At 70.7% G+C, this 17175-nt stretch carries 16 protein-coding genes; 3 read left to right on the plus strand and 13 right to left on the minus strand.

What is annotated here, in order from left to right; all coding sequences use genetic code 11:
• Window positions 1-226: 226 nt before the first annotated feature.
• Window positions 227-2596: a xanthine dehydrogenase family protein molybdopterin-binding subunit gene (locus KO353_RS04150; protein WP_218286486.1), complete on the plus strand. Its 2370-nt coding sequence runs from the start codon at window positions 227-229 to the stop codon at window positions 2594-2596.
• Here KO353_RS04150 and KO353_RS04155 read toward each other — a convergent pair.
• The gene (locus KO353_RS04155; RefSeq protein WP_218286487.1) at window positions 2593-3414 is read right to left on the minus strand and encodes an alpha/beta hydrolase; all 822 of its coding nucleotides are present in this window, start codon (window positions 3412-3414) and stop codon (window positions 2593-2595) included. The two genes, KO353_RS04150 and KO353_RS04155, sit on opposite strands and share 4 nt — an antisense overlap.
• Before the next feature lie 88 nt (window positions 3415-3502).
• Between KO353_RS04155 and KO353_RS04160 the strand changes: the two genes are divergently transcribed.
• Complete coding sequence (locus tag KO353_RS04160; RefSeq protein ID WP_218286488.1) at window positions 3503-3988, plus strand: TspO/MBR family protein; 486 nt, start codon at window positions 3503-3505, stop codon at window positions 3986-3988.
• Between the two features lie 18 nt (window positions 3989-4006).
• On the opposite strand, the gene KO353_RS04165 is transcribed toward KO353_RS04160, so the two are convergent.
• The 6 genes from KO353_RS04165 to rplU form a co-directional block, all read right to left on the minus strand.
• Window positions 4007-4828, minus strand: a complete 822-nt coding sequence (locus KO353_RS04165; RefSeq protein WP_218286489.1) for a class I SAM-dependent methyltransferase — start codon at window positions 4826-4828, stop codon at window positions 4007-4009.
• Window positions 4829-4894: 66 nt separating this feature from the next.
• Window positions 4895-6034: a glycosyltransferase family 4 protein gene (locus tag KO353_RS04170; protein ID WP_218286490.1), complete on the minus strand. Its 1140-nt coding sequence runs from the start codon at window positions 6032-6034 to the stop codon at window positions 4895-4897.
• A gap of 161 nt (window positions 6035-6195) precedes the next feature.
• Window positions 6196-7311: a glutamate 5-kinase gene (gene proB, locus KO353_RS04175; RefSeq protein ID WP_218286491.1), complete on the minus strand. Its 1116-nt coding sequence runs from the start codon at window positions 7309-7311 to the stop codon at window positions 6196-6198.
• Entirely contained in the window at window positions 7308-8318 is a 1011-nt protein-coding gene (obgE, locus tag KO353_RS04180) for a GTPase ObgE (RefSeq protein WP_218286492.1), read from the minus strand. The genes proB and obgE overlap by 4 nt, the downstream gene beginning before the upstream one ends.
• A 65-nt stretch (window positions 8319-8383) precedes the next feature.
• The gene (gene rpmA, locus KO353_RS04185) at window positions 8384-8653 is read right to left on the minus strand and encodes a 50S ribosomal protein L27 (protein WP_218286493.1); all 270 of its coding nucleotides are present in this window, start codon (window positions 8651-8653) and stop codon (window positions 8384-8386) included.
• A 10-nt stretch (window positions 8654-8663) separates the two neighbouring features.
• Complete coding sequence (gene rplU / locus KO353_RS04190) at window positions 8664-8975, minus strand: 50S ribosomal protein L21 (protein ID WP_218286494.1); 312 nt, start codon at window positions 8973-8975, stop codon at window positions 8664-8666.
• Between the two features lie 146 nt (window positions 8976-9121).
• On the opposite strand from rplU, the gene KO353_RS04195 reads away from it, so the two are divergent.
• Window positions 9122-9664: a hypothetical protein gene (locus tag KO353_RS04195; RefSeq protein ID WP_218286495.1), complete on the plus strand. Its 543-nt coding sequence runs from the start codon at window positions 9122-9124 to the stop codon at window positions 9662-9664.
• Here the strand turns inward: KO353_RS04195 and thiD are convergent.
• The 6 genes from thiD to KO353_RS04225 form a co-directional block, all read right to left on the minus strand.
• Complete coding sequence (gene thiD / locus KO353_RS04200) at window positions 9661-10482, minus strand: bifunctional hydroxymethylpyrimidine kinase/phosphomethylpyrimidine kinase (protein ID WP_218286496.1); 822 nt, start codon at window positions 10480-10482, stop codon at window positions 9661-9663. The genes KO353_RS04195 and thiD overlap by 4 nt on opposite strands.
• An 8-nt stretch (window positions 10483-10490) precedes the next feature.
• Entirely contained in the window at window positions 10491-11900 is a 1410-nt protein-coding gene (glmM, locus tag KO353_RS04205) for a phosphoglucosamine mutase (protein WP_218286497.1), read from the minus strand.
• Window positions 11901-11942: 42 nt separating this feature from the next.
• Window positions 11943-12839, minus strand: coding sequence for a dihydropteroate synthase (gene folP / locus KO353_RS04210; RefSeq protein ID WP_235692022.1), 897 nt, complete (start codon window positions 12837-12839; stop codon window positions 11943-11945).
• Window positions 12840-13046: 207 nt separating this feature from the next.
• Entirely contained in the window at window positions 13047-14981 is a 1935-nt protein-coding gene (gene ftsH, locus KO353_RS04215; RefSeq protein ID WP_218286498.1) for an ATP-dependent zinc metalloprotease FtsH, read from the minus strand.
• Between the two features lie 175 nt (window positions 14982-15156).
• A complete protein-coding gene (tilS, locus tag KO353_RS04220) occupies window positions 15157-16206 on the minus strand; it encodes a tRNA lysidine(34) synthetase TilS (RefSeq protein WP_218286499.1) in 1050 nt (349 codons plus the stop codon).
• Window positions 16181-17065 carry a tetratricopeptide repeat protein gene (locus KO353_RS04225; RefSeq protein WP_218286500.1) on the minus strand — a complete coding sequence of 295 codons (885 nt, stop codon included), beginning with the start codon at window positions 17063-17065 and terminating at the stop codon, window positions 16181-16183. The genes tilS and KO353_RS04225 overlap by 26 nt, the downstream gene beginning before the upstream one ends.
• Window positions 17066-17175: the final 110 nt, after the last annotated feature.

A 17175-nucleotide genomic window follows, 5' to 3' on the forward strand; every position in this document is an offset into this window, starting at 1 on the left:
AGCCAGGGGTGTGCGGAGCAAATCGCATGCCATGGAGGCGTGGCGCTTGTTCCCGACAGGACGATGCATCCGCTCCTGTGCAACAGCCTGAGGAACAGGCAGGCACTGCACTCTGTCTGGGCAGAGCGCGGCGATACGCCGGGCAGTGCCCGTGCCGACAGGGATACGGCACCGTTCTTGCTACGCTCCCGCACAGACAGCGGGAGCGATGGGGAGAGGCGATGTCATGAGCGACAAGGGGATCGGCGCGTCGGTGCGCCGCAAGGAGGACCAGCGCTTCCTCCGCGGCAAAGGGTCGTATGTCGCAGACCTCGTCCGCCCAGGGATGGCCTGGGGCGTCTTCGTGCGCGCCCCGCACGCGCACGCACGGATCCTCGCCATCGACACGACCCGCGCAGCAACGATGCCGGGCGTGCTGCTCGTGCTGACAGGGGCCGATCTCGCCGCTGCAGGCGTGGGCGGGCTTCCCTGCGGCTGGGGCATCAAGGGAACGGATGGCGCGCCCATGAAGGAGCCGCCGCACCCGGCGCTCGCCCAAGGCAAGGTCCGCCATGTCGGCGATCCAGTCGCCTTTGTCGTGGCCGAAACGGCGGCTCAGGCGCGCGATGCGGCGGAGGCGATCGCCGTGACCTACGATGTGCTGCCGGCCGTGATCGACCTCGAAGGCGCGCTCGCGCCGGGCGCGCCGCTCCTGTTCGACGACGTTCCGAACAATCTCTGTTGCGACTGGTCGATCGGCGATGCCGCGGTCACCGAGGCAGCGTTCGCCTCAGCAGCGCACGTCGCGCGCATCCGCCTCGTCAACAACCGGCTGGTCGGCAACCCGATGGAGCCGCGGGCGGCGATCGCCGAGCACGACCCGGCAACGGACCGGACCACGCTCTGGACCACGAGCCAGTTCCCGCATGTCGTTCGGCTGCTGATGGGCCTGTTCGTCCTCAACATCCCGCAGCATAAGCTGCGCGTCGTTGCGCCCGATGTCGGCGGCGGCTTCGGTGTGAAGCAGTTCCACTATGCCGAGGAGGCGGTCGTCACCTTCGCCGCCCGCCGGCTCGGGCGCGCGGTGAAGTGGGTCTGCGAACGCACGGAGGGGTTCATCTCGGACGCGCACGGGCGCGACCACGTGACGGAGGCAGCGCTCGCGCTCGACGCCTCCGGGAAGTTCCTCGGCCTCAAGGTCGATACGATCGCCAATCTCGGCGGCTACATCTCCACCTTCGGCCCGAACATCCCGACCAACCTCTACGGCCCGTTGCTTTCGGGCGTCTACACGATCCCGGCGATCCACTGCCGCGTTCGGGTGGTGTTCACCAACACCGTTCCCGTCGATGCCTATCGCGGCGCGGGCCGGCCGGAGGCGACCTTCGTGCTCGAGCGCCTGGTCGAGATCGCCGCCGCCGAGATGGGGATCGACAAGGCCGCGATACGGCGGCGGAACATGATCCCGAAGGAGGCGTTCCCCTATCAGACGCCGGTTCTGATGCGCTACGACAGCGGCGACCCGGCGGGCTGCCTCGAGAAGGCGCTCGAAGCCGCCGACTATGCCGGCTTCCCGGCGCGCAAGGCGGCGTCTGCCGCGAAGGGGAAGCTCAGGGGGATCGGGCTTTCGACCTATATCGAGGCATGCGGGCTTGCGCCATCGCGGATCGCAGGAAGCCTCGGCGCCCGCGGCGGGCTCTATGAGAGCGCCACCGTGCGCGTGCACCCAACGGGGCAAGTGACCGTCCTGATCGGCACCCACAATCACGGCCAGGGGCACGAGACGACCTTCGCCCAGATCGTCGCCGAGAAGCTCGGCGTGAGGTTCGAGGACATCGACATCGTGTTCGGCGACACCGACCGGGTGCAGTTCGGCATGGGAACCTACGGCTCGCGCTCGCTCGTCGTCGGCGGCGCCGCGCTCGCCAAAGGGTTGGACCGCGTGATCGCCAAGGGCAAGCGGATCGCGGCGCACCTGCTCGAGGCAGCGGTCGAGGATATCGAGTTTGCGAACGGAACGTTCCGCGTGTCGGGAACCGACCGCGCGAAGAGCTTCGCCGAGATCGCGCTCGCGGCCTATGTGCCGCATGACTATCCGCTCGAGTCGCTCGACCCGGGGCTCGAGGAGCAGGCCTATCATGACCCGGTGAACTTCTCCTTCCCCTCGGGCGCGCATGTCTGCGAGGTCGAGGTCGATCCCGAGACCGGCAAGGTGGAGCTCGCCGCCTACACCGCGGTGGACGACGTCGGCACGGTGATCAACCCGATGATCGTCGCGGGCCAGCTCCACGGTGGCATCACCCAGGGTGTGGGCCAGGCGCTGCTCGAGCACTGCGTCTATGACCGCGCGACGGGGCAGATCCTGTCCGGATCGTTCCAGGACTATGCGATGCCGCGGGCCGACGATCTTCCCGCCTACCGCGTCGACACTCATGCCACGCCGTCGACCGACACGCCGATGGGGGTGAAGGGCTGCGGCGAGGTCGGAACGATCGGCGCGCCGGCGGCGGTGATCAACGCCGTGGTTGACGCGCTCTCCGGGTTCGGCGTGAAGCACCTCGACATGCCGGCAAGCCCCGCGCGCGTGTGGGCGGCGATCGCCGCGGCGCGCGCCTAGGCGCTGAGCGAGAGGACCGCGCGCGTCAGGACACCGTCGGGGCGAACCAGATCGTCGAGGATCGAGAAGTGGTTCGCCCCGGGCACGGGAAGGGTCTCGGCGGCGTTTCCTGCCGCTCTCCAGGCCGAAGCGAAATCGGCCGACTGGCGGCGCAGTTCCGGGAGCTCCTCTTCTCCCCAGGCGATGACGAGGCGTGCACGGCAGGGAGCGATGTGGCGGATCGGGCTCAGCCGTTCCGCTTCCGCGACGTCCATCCGGAGCGCGTCGTTGAGACCGCCTGCCTGGATCGGCGCGAGATCATAGAGGCCGCTGACGAGAAGCGCGGCATCGACCGCAGGTAGGTCGAGGCAGGAGGCGGCGAGATGCCCCCCGGCAGACCAGCCCGCGAGCACAAGCCTGCGCATCGGGAAGCCGAGCCGGCGCGCCTTGGCGATGATCCAGGAGACGGCCGCGCGCGCCTCGGCCACCACCTCCGTCATGGTCGCGGCGGGGCAGAGCGTGTAGCCCGCTAGCGCGACATCGATACCATGCGCGAGCGGGCCGTCGGCCATGCAGGCGAAGCCCTCCTTGGCGTTCCGCTGCCAGTAGCCGCCATGGAAGAAGAGGAGCAGCGGCGCGTCGGCGGCACCCGAGGGGAAGAGGTCGATCCGGTTTCGCTCGCGCGGGCCATAAGCCTGGTCAAGCACCGCTCCCGGCATCGCCCGTCGAGCGCCTGAGGCCTCGCGCCAGCGGGCAAGCCACTCCTGGCTGTCGGCGACCGCGCCCATGTTGTTGTAGGCCCGGTCGAGCGTCTCGCGGTCCATCTCGCGCCAGTGCATCGGTCCTTCCCGGAGCGTTGATGAGCATGGCCTCGGCGGCACAAGCACACGGCATGCCACAGAGTGCGCGAACGGCTAAAGTGTGCGCATGGACGCCCTCGCCATCGCCATGCTCGCAGGGTTTCTGCTCGCCTGCTTCCTCGCTGCGAGCACGGCGGCCGTCTATCGGCCGGGGCCGTGGTACGAGTCGCTGCGCAAGCCCTGGTGGCGGCCGCCGAACTGGCTGTTTCCGCCTGCCTGGGCGGTGCTCTACGTGATGATCGCGACCTCCGGCTGGCTCGTCTGGCGCGAGCGCGGATTCGTCGGTGCGGCCCTCCCGCTTGCCGTGTGGGGCCTGCAGCTCGTTCTGAATGCGCTCTGGTCGCCGATCTTCTTCGGCCTCAGGCGGCTCGATCTCGCCTTCTGCGAGCTCGTCCTGTTGTGGCTCTCGATCGCCGCCTGCATCCTCCTCTTCGCGCCGATCAGCGCCGCTTCGGCTTGGCTGATGGCCCCGTATCTCGCCTGGGTGAGCTTCGCGGGCATGCTCAATTACGCTGTGTGGCAGATGAACCGGCCGCGGAACAGGATCGCATGATCGCGGCTGCGGGCGCGTTCAAGCCGGAGCATCGGCCGGTTTGCGCAAGACGAACAGGGAGCTGAGGATGGCGAGGTCCTCCGGAGCGTAGGCCGCAAAGCGCGGTGCAAGGGGAAGCGCGCGGAGGTCCTCGAGGCAGCGGGGATCGGGGTCGCCCGACTCGTGCACCACCTCGAACCCCGCTGCGAGGAACATCGCGCGATAGTCGCTGTGCCGCAGGCGGTTCTGGAACGCCTGCGGGTTGAGCTGGGCGAGGCGCCAGATGAGGCTCTCGTCGCGGTAGCGCAGGAAATCGAGGCGGCTCAGCGAGCGGTCCGTGTGCTGCCAATGATCGGAATTGTCGATCAGGTGACACATCGCCCCGCCCGGCCTGAGGATCCTGTGAAAGGCCCTCAGGAAGAACGCGAGACTGTGCTCCGGCACATGTTCGAATGTCGCGCGCGAGATGACGAGGTCGACCGAGGCGTCCGGATGACGGTCAGCATGCCAGGGCACCAGATACTCCGGCGCAAAGGTGTCGAGCCGTGCGCGAACCTTCTCCTGCGACAGCCCGAGGCTCGATGCCACGTCGTCGATGCGAGCAAGGATGCGCCCTTTTGCGATGTCGATCGTGTGCTCGTCCATCAAGCGGTCGATATCGGTGAGGATGACCTTGCGGGCGCCCGCAGCGTGGAACAGCATCGGAATGATGGGGTGCCAGCTGGTGCCGAACTCGAGCACCACCTTCCCGTGCACGTCGATCCCAGCCTCGTTCAGCGCCGCGAGCTGGGACAGGCCGTTGCTCAGGGCGAAGGCATGGTTCGCCTCCGTGTCATTGTCCGGCTTAAGCCGTCGCTTCACTGCGCGAAGCCATGGCTTGAAGGGAATGACTGCGCGAACCAACCATCGGGGCGAGGTGCCGGAGCCTCATCTGGCCGCTCCCTCCACGAGCGCGACGATACGACGGGCATTGCCGCTCCAGGTAAGGTCGCGGGCAAGGATTTCCGCCCGAGCAGCGGCGCCGAGGCGGGCGCGGAGCGCGGCATCCTCGATCAGCCGGGCGATCGCCCGCCACATCGTCTGCGGATCGGCCGGGTCGAACAGAAGCGCGGTTTCACCGTCGCGCAGAACCTCGCGGATGTTCGGCTGATCCGGCGCGACGATCGCGCGTCCCGCGGCCATATACTCGAACACCTTGAGCGGCGAGGCATAAGCGACGGAAGCGGGCTGAAGCGCGATGTCGAAGCCGGCGACGTGCTGGGGGATCGCCTCGCGCGGCGCAAGCCCCGTGAACACGACGCGGTCGGCGATGCCGAGCCGTGCCGCGAGCGCCTCGAGCCCGGGGCGCGCGGGCCCCTCCCCGACCACCTTGAGCAGGATCCGTGCCGGGCCAGGATACGCCGCGATCGCCTCGATCACACGATCAAGCCCGTGCCAGTCACGTACGAAGCCGACGAAGCCGAGCACGAGTTCGGGAGCGCCGGCCGGAGCCTGGCGCGCGGCAAGCGCTTCCGTGAAGGCCTCGAGATCGATGCCGTTGGGGATCACTCGGATCCGGTCCGGCTCAACCCCGGCCGAACGCAGATAGCCGGCCAGAACCTCGGTCACCGGCAGCGCCCAGGTCGCGCTGCGCCAGACGAAGCGCTCGGCCCAGCGGGCGAGCGGCTTCAGCGCAAGGCCGCCGAAGCGCGAGCGTTCCTCGACGAGCGGAGCGTTGACCTCGAGCAGGAGCGGCAGACCGCGTCGCCGCGCCACCAGGGCGCCGGCAAGGTGAAACAGGTTGTAGCGCTCATAGATCACGTCCGGCCGGAAGCCCGCCGCAGCCCTGTCGAGCCGCAGCGTGGCCGGAACGGCATAGGCAAGTTCGAGGAGTTCGGTGACGAACCCGGGCAGGCTTCGGCGCAGCCACGACACCCAGCCGCTCCTGCCGAACTCCGCCTTGGCATAGGCCGACGGCCCGACCAGCAGCACCTCATGCCCCTGCGCCCGGAAGGCCGAGACGAGGCTGTCGAGATGCACGGCCTGGCCGTCGCGCGACTGGATCCGGTGGCTGTAGAGGATCCTCATCGGGCAGGGCCCCGGGCCGGAGCGACGCATCGCACTGTCATCCGCACCCCCTGGCACGTGATCGAGCGGAGGCCGTCACCCTGCGCCTCGACCTGTTCGCAGGCGGTTAATCGCTGCCCGGGCCAACGCCGCCTCGCGGCCTGCGGCGCCCTGGCAGACCGCTACAGAAGCGCGAGGTCGTCACGATGGATCATCTCCTCGCGTCCGGCGAAGCCGAGGATGCGCTCGATCTCTCGGCTGTGCCGGCCGGCGATGCGGCGCGCATCCTCGGCCGCGTAGTTGGCAAGCCCGCGCGCCACCGCCACACCATCGGCCACCACCTCGACACAGTCGCCACGCGCGAACTCTCCCTCCACCCCGCACACGCCGGCAGGCAGGAGCGACCGGCCGCAGCGCAGCGCCCTCGCCGCCCCGGCGTCGATCAGGAGCCGCCCAGCCGGCTTGAGCGCGCCGGCGATCCAGCTCTTCCAGGCGCTGCGCGGCGCGGCGGTGGCGGCGAACAGCGTCCGGCGCGACCTCCCCTCCATCACCGCAGCGAGCGCATGCAGCGCCCCGCCATGGGCGATCACCATACGGCAGCCCGCTCCGGTGGCGATCTTCGCCGCCGCAAGCTTCGTCACCATCCCGCCCGAACTCATGCCCGGGACCGCATCTCCCGCCATCGCCTCGATCTCTGGCGTTATGGCGTCAACCTCGGCGATGTGCCGTGCCGATATGTCGCGCCGGGGGTCGGCCGTGTACAGCCCGTCGATGTCGGAGAGAAGGACGAGCAGGTCGGCCGCCACCATCTCCGCAACCCGGGCGGCGAGACGGTCATTGTCGCCGAAGCGTATCTCCGAGGTCGCGACCGTGTCGTTCTCGTTGATCACCGGCACCGCGCCGAGAGCGAGCAGGGTCTCGAGCGTGGCGCGGGCGTTGAGGTAGCGCCGGCGCTCCTCGCTGTCGTCGAGGGTGAGCAGGATCTGGGCGGCCGGCAGACCGTGGGCGCCGAGCGCCTCCTCCCAGGCGCGGGCGAGCGAGAGCTGCCCGGCCGCGGCGGCGGCTTGCTTCTCCTCAAGCCGCATCCGGGGCTTGGGCGGAAGCGAGGGAAGCCGCACCCGGCCGAGCGCGATCGCCCCCGACGAGACGGCGATCACCTCCGTGCCGGAGCGCCTGAGCGCGGCGATGTCCTCGGCGAGGGCGGCGAGCCAGTCGGTTCGCGGGCGCCCCGCCGCCTCGTCGACCAAAAGGGCAGAGCCGACCTTGACGACGAGACGCTTCGCCAAAAGCGCCGTCATGCCGCCTCCGCCCCGCGCGATGCGGCGATGGCGGACCACAGGGCGCGAAGCACCTCCGCCTTGCCCTGGCCCGTGGCCGCGGAGAGGACGAGCACGTGCTTGCCGGCGGCGCGGGCGAGAGCGGCGCGTCGTGCCGCAAGAGCGCGCGGCTCGATCGCATCCGCCTTGTTCAGCGCCACGACCTCGGGCTTGCCGGCAAGGCCGGCACCATAGGCCTCGAGCTCGGCGCGGACGGTGCGATAGGCCTCCGTCACAGCCGAGCGCGTGCCATCGACGAGATGAAGCAGCACCGCACAACGCTCGATATGGCCGAGGAACCGGTCACCGAGCCCCGCGCCCTCGTGCGCCCCCTCGATCAGACCGGGGATGTCGGCGAGCACGAACTCGGCATCGTCCCCGAGCCGGACGACGCCAAGCTGCGGGGTGAGCGTGGTGAAGGGATAGTCCGCGATCTTCGGCTTGGCGGCGGAGACGGCGGCGAGGAAGGTCGATTTCCCGGCGTTGGGCAGGCCGACGATCCCGGCATCGGCGATCAGCTTGAGGCGGAGCCAGACCCAGCGCTCCTCCCCCGGCGCGCCCGGGTCGGCCCGGCGCGGGGCGCGGTTGGTGGAGCTCTTGTAGTGGGCGTTGCCGAAGCCGCCGCGCCCGCCTCGGCAGAGGGTGACGCGCTGGCCTGGCTCGACAAGGTCGGCGATCACAGTGGTCTTGTCCTCGGCGAGGATCTCGGTGCCGATGGGAACCTTCAGCACGAGATCCCGCCCATCCGCTCCGGTCATGTCCCGGCCAGCGCCGTCGCCACCGCGCTCTGCCTTGAAGTGCTGGGCGTAGCGGTAGTCGATCAGCGTGTTGAGGTTCGGCACGGCTTCGACGATGACATCCCCGCCCTTGCCGCCATCCCCGCCCCAGGGGCCGCCGAACTCGACGAACTTCTCGCGCCGGAAGGCGACGCAGCCATTTCCGCCATCGCCCGCCTTCACCCAGATCTTGGCTTGGTCGAGGAACTTCATGCTCTGCGACGAAAAAGGGGCCGCGTGCGGCCCCCTTCGTCACCGCGCCCCAGGGCCGCTTCCGCCTATTCCGCCGCAGCCGGCAGGGGCACGACGCTCACATGCACGCGGTTGTCGCGCTTGCGCTCGAAGCGCACGCGGCCATCCACAAGCGCGAACAGCGTATGGTCGCGCCCGAGGCCGACATTGCGGCCGGGCTTCATCTTCGTGCCGCGCTGGCGGACGATGATGTTGCCCGCGATCGCGAGCTCGCCACCGAAGAGCTTGACGCCGAGCCGCCGGCCGACGCTGTCTCGGCCGTTGCGCGAGGAGCCGCCCGCCTTCTTGTGTGCCATCGGTCCCTCCTCAGGCCTTGATCTCGCCGATCCGCAGAACCGTCAGATGGCTGCGGAAGCCGCGGCGCCGGCGCGAGTTCTTCCGCCGACGCTTCTTGAACACGATCAGCTTCTCGCCGCGCTTCTGCTCAAGCACGGTCGCCGCCACCGATGCCCCCGGCACGGTCGGTGAGCCGATCGTCACCCCGCCCTCGGCCCCGACCATCAGCACGTCGGTGAAGGTGACGGTCGCCCCCGGCTCGGCCTCGAGCCTGTCGACGGTGAGCACGGCGTTCTGCGTCACGCGGTACTGCTTCCCGCCGGTGCGGATCACGGCATACATGTTTCGCTTCCTGCCTTCGCGCCCGAGTGGCGCAACACGCTCCGCGCGGCGGCCAGAGGCCCCGCGGGAGAGCGCGAGATACGCTCCCCCGCCCCGGAAGTCAACGCCATGGGCGGCAGGGCCGGCGTCCCCATATGCCGAGGGACATGGAGGCAGATGGCCATACTTTCGCGGAGACGACCGCGGCCGGCGCCGAGGCGCTCGCGGCCGCGCTTGACGCGGCCGGCTCGGTCACCGCCGGCCTCCTTTCCTGGTGCGAGGCGCGGGGCATCGGCTCCGGCCCGATCCGGGTGCTCGCCTGCGCAGAGGGCGCTCCGCCCAAGGAGCTCGCCTGTCTGCTCGGTGCCGCCGGCACGGCCGAGCCTCTTTCGCTGCGACGCGTCGTGCTCGGCCGCGGCGGCATCGCTCTCGCCGAGGCCGAGAACCTCCACCTTCCCGCGCGCCTGCCCGAACCGATGCGGCAGGCGCTTGCCAAGAGCGACCGCCCTTTCGGCGAGGTGGCTGCCCCGCTCGGCCTCCGCCGCCGCACGCTCGAGCGCCGCAGCGGCGCAGCAGCCGGCCCGGGGGCCGTTCTCGCGCAGACGGCGCTCGTTTTTTCCGCTGACGGAACCGTTCTCGCGGCCGTCCGGGAACGTTTCCTTGCCGTCCTGCTCGGGCCTCGCGCGGCGGGGAGCCTCAAGCGCGCCTAGCGCCGCGACAACGCGGCCACGCGGGCGGGGTCGACCGTCACAGCGTGGTCGAGCGGGCCGTGGCCGCGGCCATAGCCGGGGGCGGAGGCCATCGCGAGCAGAACGTAGTGGCGTGCACGGATGACGGACTCGCGCAGGGACATCCCCTGCGCGAGCCCGGCTGCGATGGCCGAGGCGAGCGTGCAGCCCGTGCCATGGGTGTGGCGCGTCTCGAGGCGGGGGCTCTCGAAGGCCTCGATGCCCTCGGCGGTCGCGAGCAGGTCGGTCACCCGCTCTCCCGGCAGATGCCCGCCCTTGAGCAGAACCGCGCGCGCGCCGCGCCCGAGCAGCTCCTCCGCCACGCGGCGCATGTCGGCGACATCGAGGATCGCCGCGCCGACGAGCGCCTCCGCTTCCGGAACGTTCGGGGTGATCACCGAGGCAAGCGGGATGAGGAGCCGTATGAGCGCCTCGACCGCGCTCTCCTCGAGCAGGCGGTGCCCGCCCTTCGCGACCATCACCGGATCGACGACCACGGGGATACCCGGCAGGCGCAGCGTGATCTCCTCCGCCACCGCTTCGATCACCGCGGCGTCATGCAGCATGCCGGTCTTCACGGAATCGACGCCGAGGTCGGCGATCACCACGCCCATCTGCTCGCGGATGAAGGCGGGCGGCACCGGGAACACCCCCTCCACCCCTTCGGTGTTCTGCGCCGTGAGCGCCGTCACCGCCGTCATGGCGAAAGCGCCGAGCGCCGTCACCGCCTTGATGTCGGCCTGGATCCCTGCCCCGCCCCCCGAGTCGGAGCCGGCGACGATCAGAACGCGCCCCTGCATACGCCCCGTCACTCCGCGGCGGCGGCGGCCGAGGCATGCCGCTCGATCACGGCGGCGAGCTCGTCCACCACGCGGGCGACCAGCGACTCGTCCTCGCCTTCGGCCATCACGCGGATCACCGGCTCGGTGCCGGATTTGCGGATCAGGAGCCGCCCCGTGCGGGCGAGCGCCGCCTCGGCGTCGGCGATCGCCTCTCTGACCGGCGCCGCGGCGAGCGGCGACGCGCCCTGGAAGCGCACGTTGCGCAGACGCTGCGGCAGCGGTGTGAACTGCCGGCACACCTCCGAGGCCGGGCGGCCGGAGGCAACCACGGCGGCGAGCGCCTGGAGCGCGGCGATCAGCCCGTCCCCTGTCGTTGCGAAGTCGGAGAGGATCATGTGGCCCGACTGCTCGCCGCCGACATTGAAGCCTTTCGCGCGCATCAGCTCGGCGACGTAGCGGTCACCCACCTGGGTGCGATGCAGAGTGAGCCCGCGCGCGGCGAGGAAGCGCTCGAGGCCCATGTTGCTCATCACGGTGGCGACCACGCCGCCGCCCGCGAGCTTCCCCTCCTCGGCCCAGCGTGCGGCGATGAGCGCGAGCAGCTGGTCGCCGTCGATCACCGCCCCGGTCTCGTCGGCGAGGATCAGACGGTCGGCGTCGCCATCGAGAGCGATGCCGAGCTGGGCGCGGTGCTCGAGCACGGCTGAGCGCATCGTCTCGGGCCTGGTCGAGCCGCAGCCCTCGTTGATGTTGAACCCGTCCGGAGAGACGCCGAGGCGGACCACCTCGGCGCCGAGCTCGGCGAGAACGGTCGGTGCGACGCGGTAGGCGGCGCCGTTGGCGCAGTCGATCACCACCTTGAGCCCGTCGAGGGTGAGCCCGCGCGGGAACGAGGCCTTGGCCGTTTCGATGTAGCGGCCGGCGGCGTCTTCGATCCGTCGCGCACGGCCGAGATCGCGCGGGTCGGCGAGGCGGTCGGGCAGGGCCGAATCGTCCATCATCGCCTCGATCTCGAGCTCCATCTCGTCGGAGAGCTTCCACCCGTCCGGCCCGAACAGCTTGATGCCGTTGTCCTCGAACCCGTTGTGGCTCGCGGAGACCATCACCCCGAGATCGGCCCGCATCGAGCGCGTGAGCATGGCGATCGCCGGTGTGGGCAGCGGCCCGACCAGGATCACGTCGAGCCCGACGGAAACGAACCCTGCCGTGAGCGCCGGCTCGATCATGTAGCCGGAGAGCCGCGTGTCCTTGCCGATCACGACGAGCGGCCGGTGCCCGCGCTTTGCGGTGCGCTTGAACAGAAGCCCCGCCGCCTGGCCAAGCCGCAGGCCCACGCCCGCTGTCATCGGCGGCGAATTCGCCTTGCCGCGGATCCCATCGGTGCCGAAGAGCTTGCGCCGGCGCGTACCGGAACGCTGCGTCGTGGCGGCGTCCATGCTATTCCCCAGGTCTGCCTGAACGGTGCCCGTTCCTGGCGCCTATCCTACCGCCGGGACGTTAACCCGATCCATCCGTGCGACCGTGTGATCACGCGCACAGGCGATCGCATGCCAGATCGCGAGCGCCTGGACGGTCTCCCGCACGTCATGCACCCGCAGGATCGACGCGCCTGCCGCCACGGCGGCAAGCCCGGCCGCGAGGCTTCCCGGAAGGCGTCGTGTCGGGTCCGGCTCAGCGCCGTAGTGGCCGATGAAGCTCTTGCGCGAGACGCCGACGAGCAGCCGGCAGCCGAGGCTGTGGAGGAGCGGGAGGCGCGCGAGCAGGACGAGGTTCTGCGCGGGTGTCTTGGCGAAGCCGATGCCTGGGTCGAGAACGACCCGCTCGCGCGCCACCCCGGCCGCGAGCGCAGCCTCGAGACGATCGGCGAGCTCCTCGGCGACGTCGAGCACGACCTCGCGATAGGTGGTGAGGCCGCGCATCGTCGCGGGCGTGCCGCGCATGTGCATCAGGATCACCGGGCAGCGGGCGGCGGCGACCACGCGCGCGGCCTCCGGGTCGTGCGCAAGGCCGGAGACGTCGTTGATGATCGACGCCCCCGCTTCGAGCGCGGCCGCCATGGTTGAGGCGTTGCGCGTATCGACGCTCACCGGCCCGCCGCGGGCGAGGGCCCGCACCACCGGCAGGATTCGCCTCTGTTCAACCTCGGGCGGCACCGGCTCCGCGCCCGGGCGCGTGCTCTCCCCACCGACGTCGAGGATATCGGCGCCGGCCGCGCGCATCGCCTCGCCTTCGGCGATCGCCGCCTCTGCCGCGAGGAAGAGCCCGCCATCGGAGAAACTGTCGGGCGTGACGTTGATCACGCCCATCACCAGGGGCCGTTCGGCGGGAAGGCCGGGAAGCAGCGGCGCGCGTTCGGCCGCGATCGCCTCGAGCAAGGGGATGGCCTCGGCCGGGGGGGCGGCGACGTCGAACTCGGAGACCGAGTCGAACCCGCCATCGCGCGTCCAGAGGCGCGCGTGACGGAAGGCGAGCCAGGTTCCGCCGACCGGGACCGCGCCCTCAGGCGCAAGGTCCCGCGGGCAGAGACCGATCGGCTCGACGAGGTGCCGCGTCAGGGCGAGAGACTCCGCGGCGAGATCACCTCAGGCGTTCGGCTGCGGCGCCGCCCCAAACCCGCCCGCGGCACCGCCGGATTTCGGGATGCGCCCTGCCGAGGGAACGGACGCACGCCGAAGATCCGGCGCCAGCGTCTCCTCGGCCGGCTTGCGGACGATCGGCTGCCCGGCGAGCAGGCCGCGGATCTCGTCACCCGTCAGCGTCTCGAACTCGAGCAGAGCCTTGGCGATCGCGTCGAGGTCGGCGCGTCGCTCGGTCACGATGCGCTTGGCCGTCATATAGGCCTCGTCGATGATCCGCTTGATCTCGGCGTCGATTGCCTGCGCGGTCGCTTCCGAGATGTTCTTCGACTGGGTGACGGAATGGCCGAGGAACACCTCCTGCGTGTTCTCCCCATAGGCGACCATGCCGAGCTTCTCCGACATGCCCCATTCGGTGACCATGCGGCGCGCCTGCTCGGTCGCCATCTTGATGTCGCCGGCCGCGCCGTTGCTCACGCGATCGGGGCCGAACACGACCTCCTCCGCCGCGCGCCCGCCCATCGCCATCGCAAGCTCCTGCAGAAGCTTCGACTTGTGCTTGGAGTAGCGGTCCCCTTCCGGGAGCGACATGACAAGGCCGAGCGCACGGCCGCGCGGGATGATCGTCGCCTTGTGCACCGGGTCGCACTCGGGCATCGAGAGCGCGACGAGCGCATGCCCCGCCTCGTGATAGGCGGTCATGCGCTTCTCCTCCTCGCTCATCACGAGGCTCTTGCGCTCCACCCCCATCAGCACCTTGTCCTTGGCCGCCTCGAACTCGGCATGGCTAACCACGCGCTTGCCGTTGCGCGCCGCAAGCAGAGCCGCCTCGTTGACGAGGTTGGCAAGGTCCGCCCCCGAGAAGCCGGGCGTGCCGCGGGCGATCGTCTTCGGGTTCACATCCGGTGCGAGCGGCACCTTCTTCATGTGCACCGAAAGGATCTTCTCGCGCCCGTTCACGTCGGGGTTCGGCACGACCACCTGTCGGTCGAACCGGCCGGGGCGAAGCAGGGCCGGGTCGAGCACGTCCGGGCGGTTGGTCGCCGCGATCAGGATCACGCCTTCGTTGCTCTCAAACCCGTCCATCTCGACGAGGAGCTGGTTCAGCGTCTGCTCGCGCTCGTCATTGCCGCCGCCAAGGCCTGCGCCGCGATGGCGGCCGACGGCGTCGATCTCGTCGATGAAGATGATGCACGGCGCGTTCTTCTTGCCCTGCTCGAACATGTCGCGCACACGCGAGGCGCCGACGCCGACGAACATCTCGACGAAGTCCGAGCCGGAGATGGTGAAGAACGGCACGTTCGCCTCGCCGGCGATGGCGCGCGCAAGCAGCGTCTTGCCGGTTCCGGGCGGCCCGACGAGCAGCACGCCCTTCGGAATCTTGCCGCCAAGCCGCTGGAACTTCTGCGGGTCGCGCAGGAAGTCGACGATCTCCTGAAGCTCCGCCTTCGCCTCGTCTATCCCGGCGACGTCATCGAAGGTCACGCGCCCCTGCTTCTCGGTGAGAAGGCGGGCGCGCGACTTGCCAAAGCCCATAGCGCGGCCGCCGCCCGACTGCATCTGGCGCATGAAGAAGATCCACACGCCGATGAGCAGAAGCATCGGGAACCAGGACAGGAGGTAGTGGAAGAGCGGGTTGACGTCGCTCTCCTCGGGCTTCGCGACCACGCGCACGCCGCGCTCCGTCAGCCGCTGGACGACGTTCGAGCCCTCGGGCAGGTAGGTCTGGAAGGTCGCGCCATTGGTGAGTACGCCGGTGACGACACGGCCCTGGATCGTGACATCGCGCACCTGGCCGTTGTTCACCTCGTTCAGGAAGTCGCTGAACGCGACCTGGGTGGCCATGCTCCGCTGTCCGGAGGGCTGAAACAGGTTGAACAGCGCCACCAGCAACAGCAGGATGAACACCCAGAGGGCGAGGTTGCGTCCGAAATTGCTCACGCGCGTGCTCTCTCCTCAAGCCTCCCGCCGGCCGGCATGCCCGGCCGAAGCGGGTGGGCGCTCCGCCCATCTCCGCCGGGCCACGCCCGGTCGACACCGTGGAAGATGGTGCGGCGACGGACGCCTCCAATCCCTCCGGCGCGGCGCCGAGGGCGCGAACGCGTTCCCACGCGCATCAGAATAACCCACGGCACCCTGCTTCGGCCACTGCCACATACGCCGTAGGGGGGCGGCCACGCGGCCGCCGCGCCTCCGGCACGATCCGCCAGAGCCCGTGGCGCGGGCGCAGGAGGCAGCCACCGAGCGTGAACGCCCGGCCCGACGCGAGACGCTCAGGCAGCGAAGCGGCCTGGGCAGGCGAGAGGGGGTAGATCCTGCGGGAAAGGCGCGCGAGCAGCCCCGCCACGGCGAACGACACCACGAGCGCTGGAGCGGCGCGCAGGAGGCGATCGTCGAGCAGGATGGCGCCGTCGGGCGAGAGCGACGCGGCACGGGCGAGCAGCTGAGCGGCAGCGCGTGCCAGGGCGGCGGCCGCAGACCGGCGCGACGCCGAAGCCTCGCAGAGCGCACGCACGGCCACACCTTCTCCGGCCTGATCGGCCATCGCACGGCGCAGGGCAGCACGCGTTCCACGCACGTCATTCAAGGGGTCGAGAATCCACGGCTGGCCGGCCGCGCGCAGCACGGCACGGAGCGCCTCGGGCGCGCAGCCGAGGAGAGGCCGGAGCAGGCGGACGGGGCCGGCATGCCGCACCGGGGCCATGCCGCCGAGACCGACCTCGCCCGAGCCGGAGAGGGCGCGCAGGAGCACGGTCTCCGCCTGGTCGGAGGCGTGGTGCCCGAACAGGAGGTGGAGAGCGCCCGCCTCGGCGGCGGCGGACGCGAGCGCGTCATGGCGGGCTGCGCGGAGAGAGGCGGCGGAGGAACCGAGGCCGGCTGGCAGGGCGAGGCGTCGCACGGCAAGCCCCGCGCGCTCTGCCCAGGCGGCGGCAAGGGCCGCCTCGACCCGGGCGGCGGGGCGCGTGCCATGGTCGAGAACGAGAGCGATCGCCGCCCCGCCGCGCGCCGCCGCCCACGCGCGCGCGAGCAGGGCGAGGCAGAGACTGTCCGGCCCCCCGGAGACGGCGACCGCAAGCAGAGGCTTCTCCTCCCAGCCCCCCGCCTCCGCCATCGCGGCGGCGAAGCGGGCGGCGACCTCGTCAGCAGCGCAGGCGTTGCTGCTCACGCCCAAGCGCCTCGCGGACGTCAGGCTTGAGGCTGGTGGCGTGCTGGGACGCAAGCCGCGCGAACACCTCGCAGGCCGCGGCGCGCTCGTTCAGGGCCGCGAGCGACTGGCCGAGCCTGAGCAGTGCATCCTGCTGCGCATTGCCGGAAAGGCGCCGCTGCGCGTCGTCGAAGGCAAGGGCGGCCTGGGCATAGTCGCGCCGGCCGAAGAAGCTCTCGCCGCGGATCAGGTGCGCCTCGCCGACGCGGCCGTCACGCGGATAGGTCGAGAGGAACAGATTCGCCTCCCGCTCGGCCGCCGCCCAGTCCTGGCGGCGGAGGGCGTTCTGGGCGTCGGCGAGCATCTGCTGCTGGCTGCGCTGGGCCGGCGGCGCGGGCGGCGCGGCGGGGGGGCGGGGCAGGGCGGCCTGAGGCTGGGGAGCCGGCGAGGCCGCCTGATTGCCGCCTTGGGCCGGCCGCTGCGGCTGCGGGGCCGTACGCCCGCCCCCTTGCTCGAGCTCACGCAGCCGGAAATCGGTATCGGCGGCGTTCTTCTCGACCGACGCCTGGAGCTGCCGAAGCGTGTGCTCCATCTCGTCGCTCTTCCCGCGCAAGAGGCGGAGGTCGGTCTCGAGCGCCGCCACGCGCTCGAGGAGGCGCGTGAGCAGCTCCTGCTGCCCGGCCCCACCACCACCGGGAGCGACCGGGGGGGCGAGCGCGCTGCCGCCCCTGACCCCGCTGCGCTGCAGGGCCTGGAGGTCGCGCCGAAGCTCCTGAATCTGGTTCTGAAGCGCGATTGCCTCGCGGCTTTCGATCTGCGCCGCGGCAGGCGAAGCGCAGGCGAGTGCCGCGCCCAGCGCAAGCCAGAACCTCATCGTCATCACCATGCCCCCGCCCTCAGCCTGTCACGTCGGGAGCGCCCGCTCCCTCTCCCAGGCGGAAGCGGTAGGCCGAGGGGAGGCGAAGCGCAAGCGGTGCGGGCAGCGAGCAG

Source organism: Elioraea tepida (genome assembly GCF_019203965.1).
Taxonomy (GTDB): domain Bacteria; phylum Pseudomonadota; class Alphaproteobacteria; order Acetobacterales; family Acetobacteraceae; genus Elioraea_A; species Elioraea_A tepida.

Excerpts from the sequence above, each read along its gene's own strand:
- KO353_RS04150 (WP_218286486.1), top strand. The coding sequence starts at position 227 with ATGAGCGACAAGGGGATCGGCGCGTCGGTGCGCCGCAAGGAGGACCAG.
- KO353_RS04155 (WP_218286487.1), bottom strand. The coding sequence starts at position 3,414 with ATGCACTGGCGCGAGATGGACCGCGAGACGCTCGACCGGGCCTACAAC.
- KO353_RS04160 (WP_218286488.1), top strand. The coding sequence starts at position 3,503 with ATGGACGCCCTCGCCATCGCCATGCTCGCAGGGTTTCTGCTCGCCTGC.
- KO353_RS04170 (WP_218286490.1), bottom strand. The coding sequence starts at position 6,034 with ATGAGGATCCTCTACAGCCACCGGATCCAGTCGCGCGACGGCCAGGCC.
- proB (WP_218286491.1), bottom strand. The coding sequence starts at position 7,311 with ATGACGGCGCTTTTGGCGAAGCGTCTCGTCGTCAAGGTCGGCTCTGCC.
- obgE (WP_218286492.1), bottom strand. The coding sequence starts at position 8,318 with ATGAAGTTCCTCGACCAAGCCAAGATCTGGGTGAAGGCGGGCGATGGC.
- rpmA (WP_218286493.1), bottom strand. The coding sequence starts at position 8,653 with ATGGCACACAAGAAGGCGGGCGGCTCCTCGCGCAACGGCCGAGACAGC.
- rplU (WP_218286494.1), bottom strand. The coding sequence starts at position 8,975 with ATGTATGCCGTGATCCGCACCGGCGGGAAGCAGTACCGCGTGACGCAG.
- KO353_RS04195 (WP_218286495.1), top strand. The coding sequence starts at position 9,122 with ATGGAGGCAGATGGCCATACTTTCGCGGAGACGACCGCGGCCGGCGCC.
- thiD (WP_218286496.1), bottom strand. The coding sequence starts at position 10,482 with ATGCAGGGGCGCGTTCTGATCGTCGCCGGCTCCGACTCGGGGGGCGGG.
- glmM (WP_218286497.1), bottom strand. The coding sequence starts at position 11,900 with ATGGACGCCGCCACGACGCAGCGTTCCGGTACGCGCCGGCGCAAGCTC.
- KO353_RS04225 (WP_218286500.1), bottom strand. The coding sequence starts at position 17,065 with ATGACGATGAGGTTCTGGCTTGCGCTGGGCGCGGCACTCGCCTGCGCT.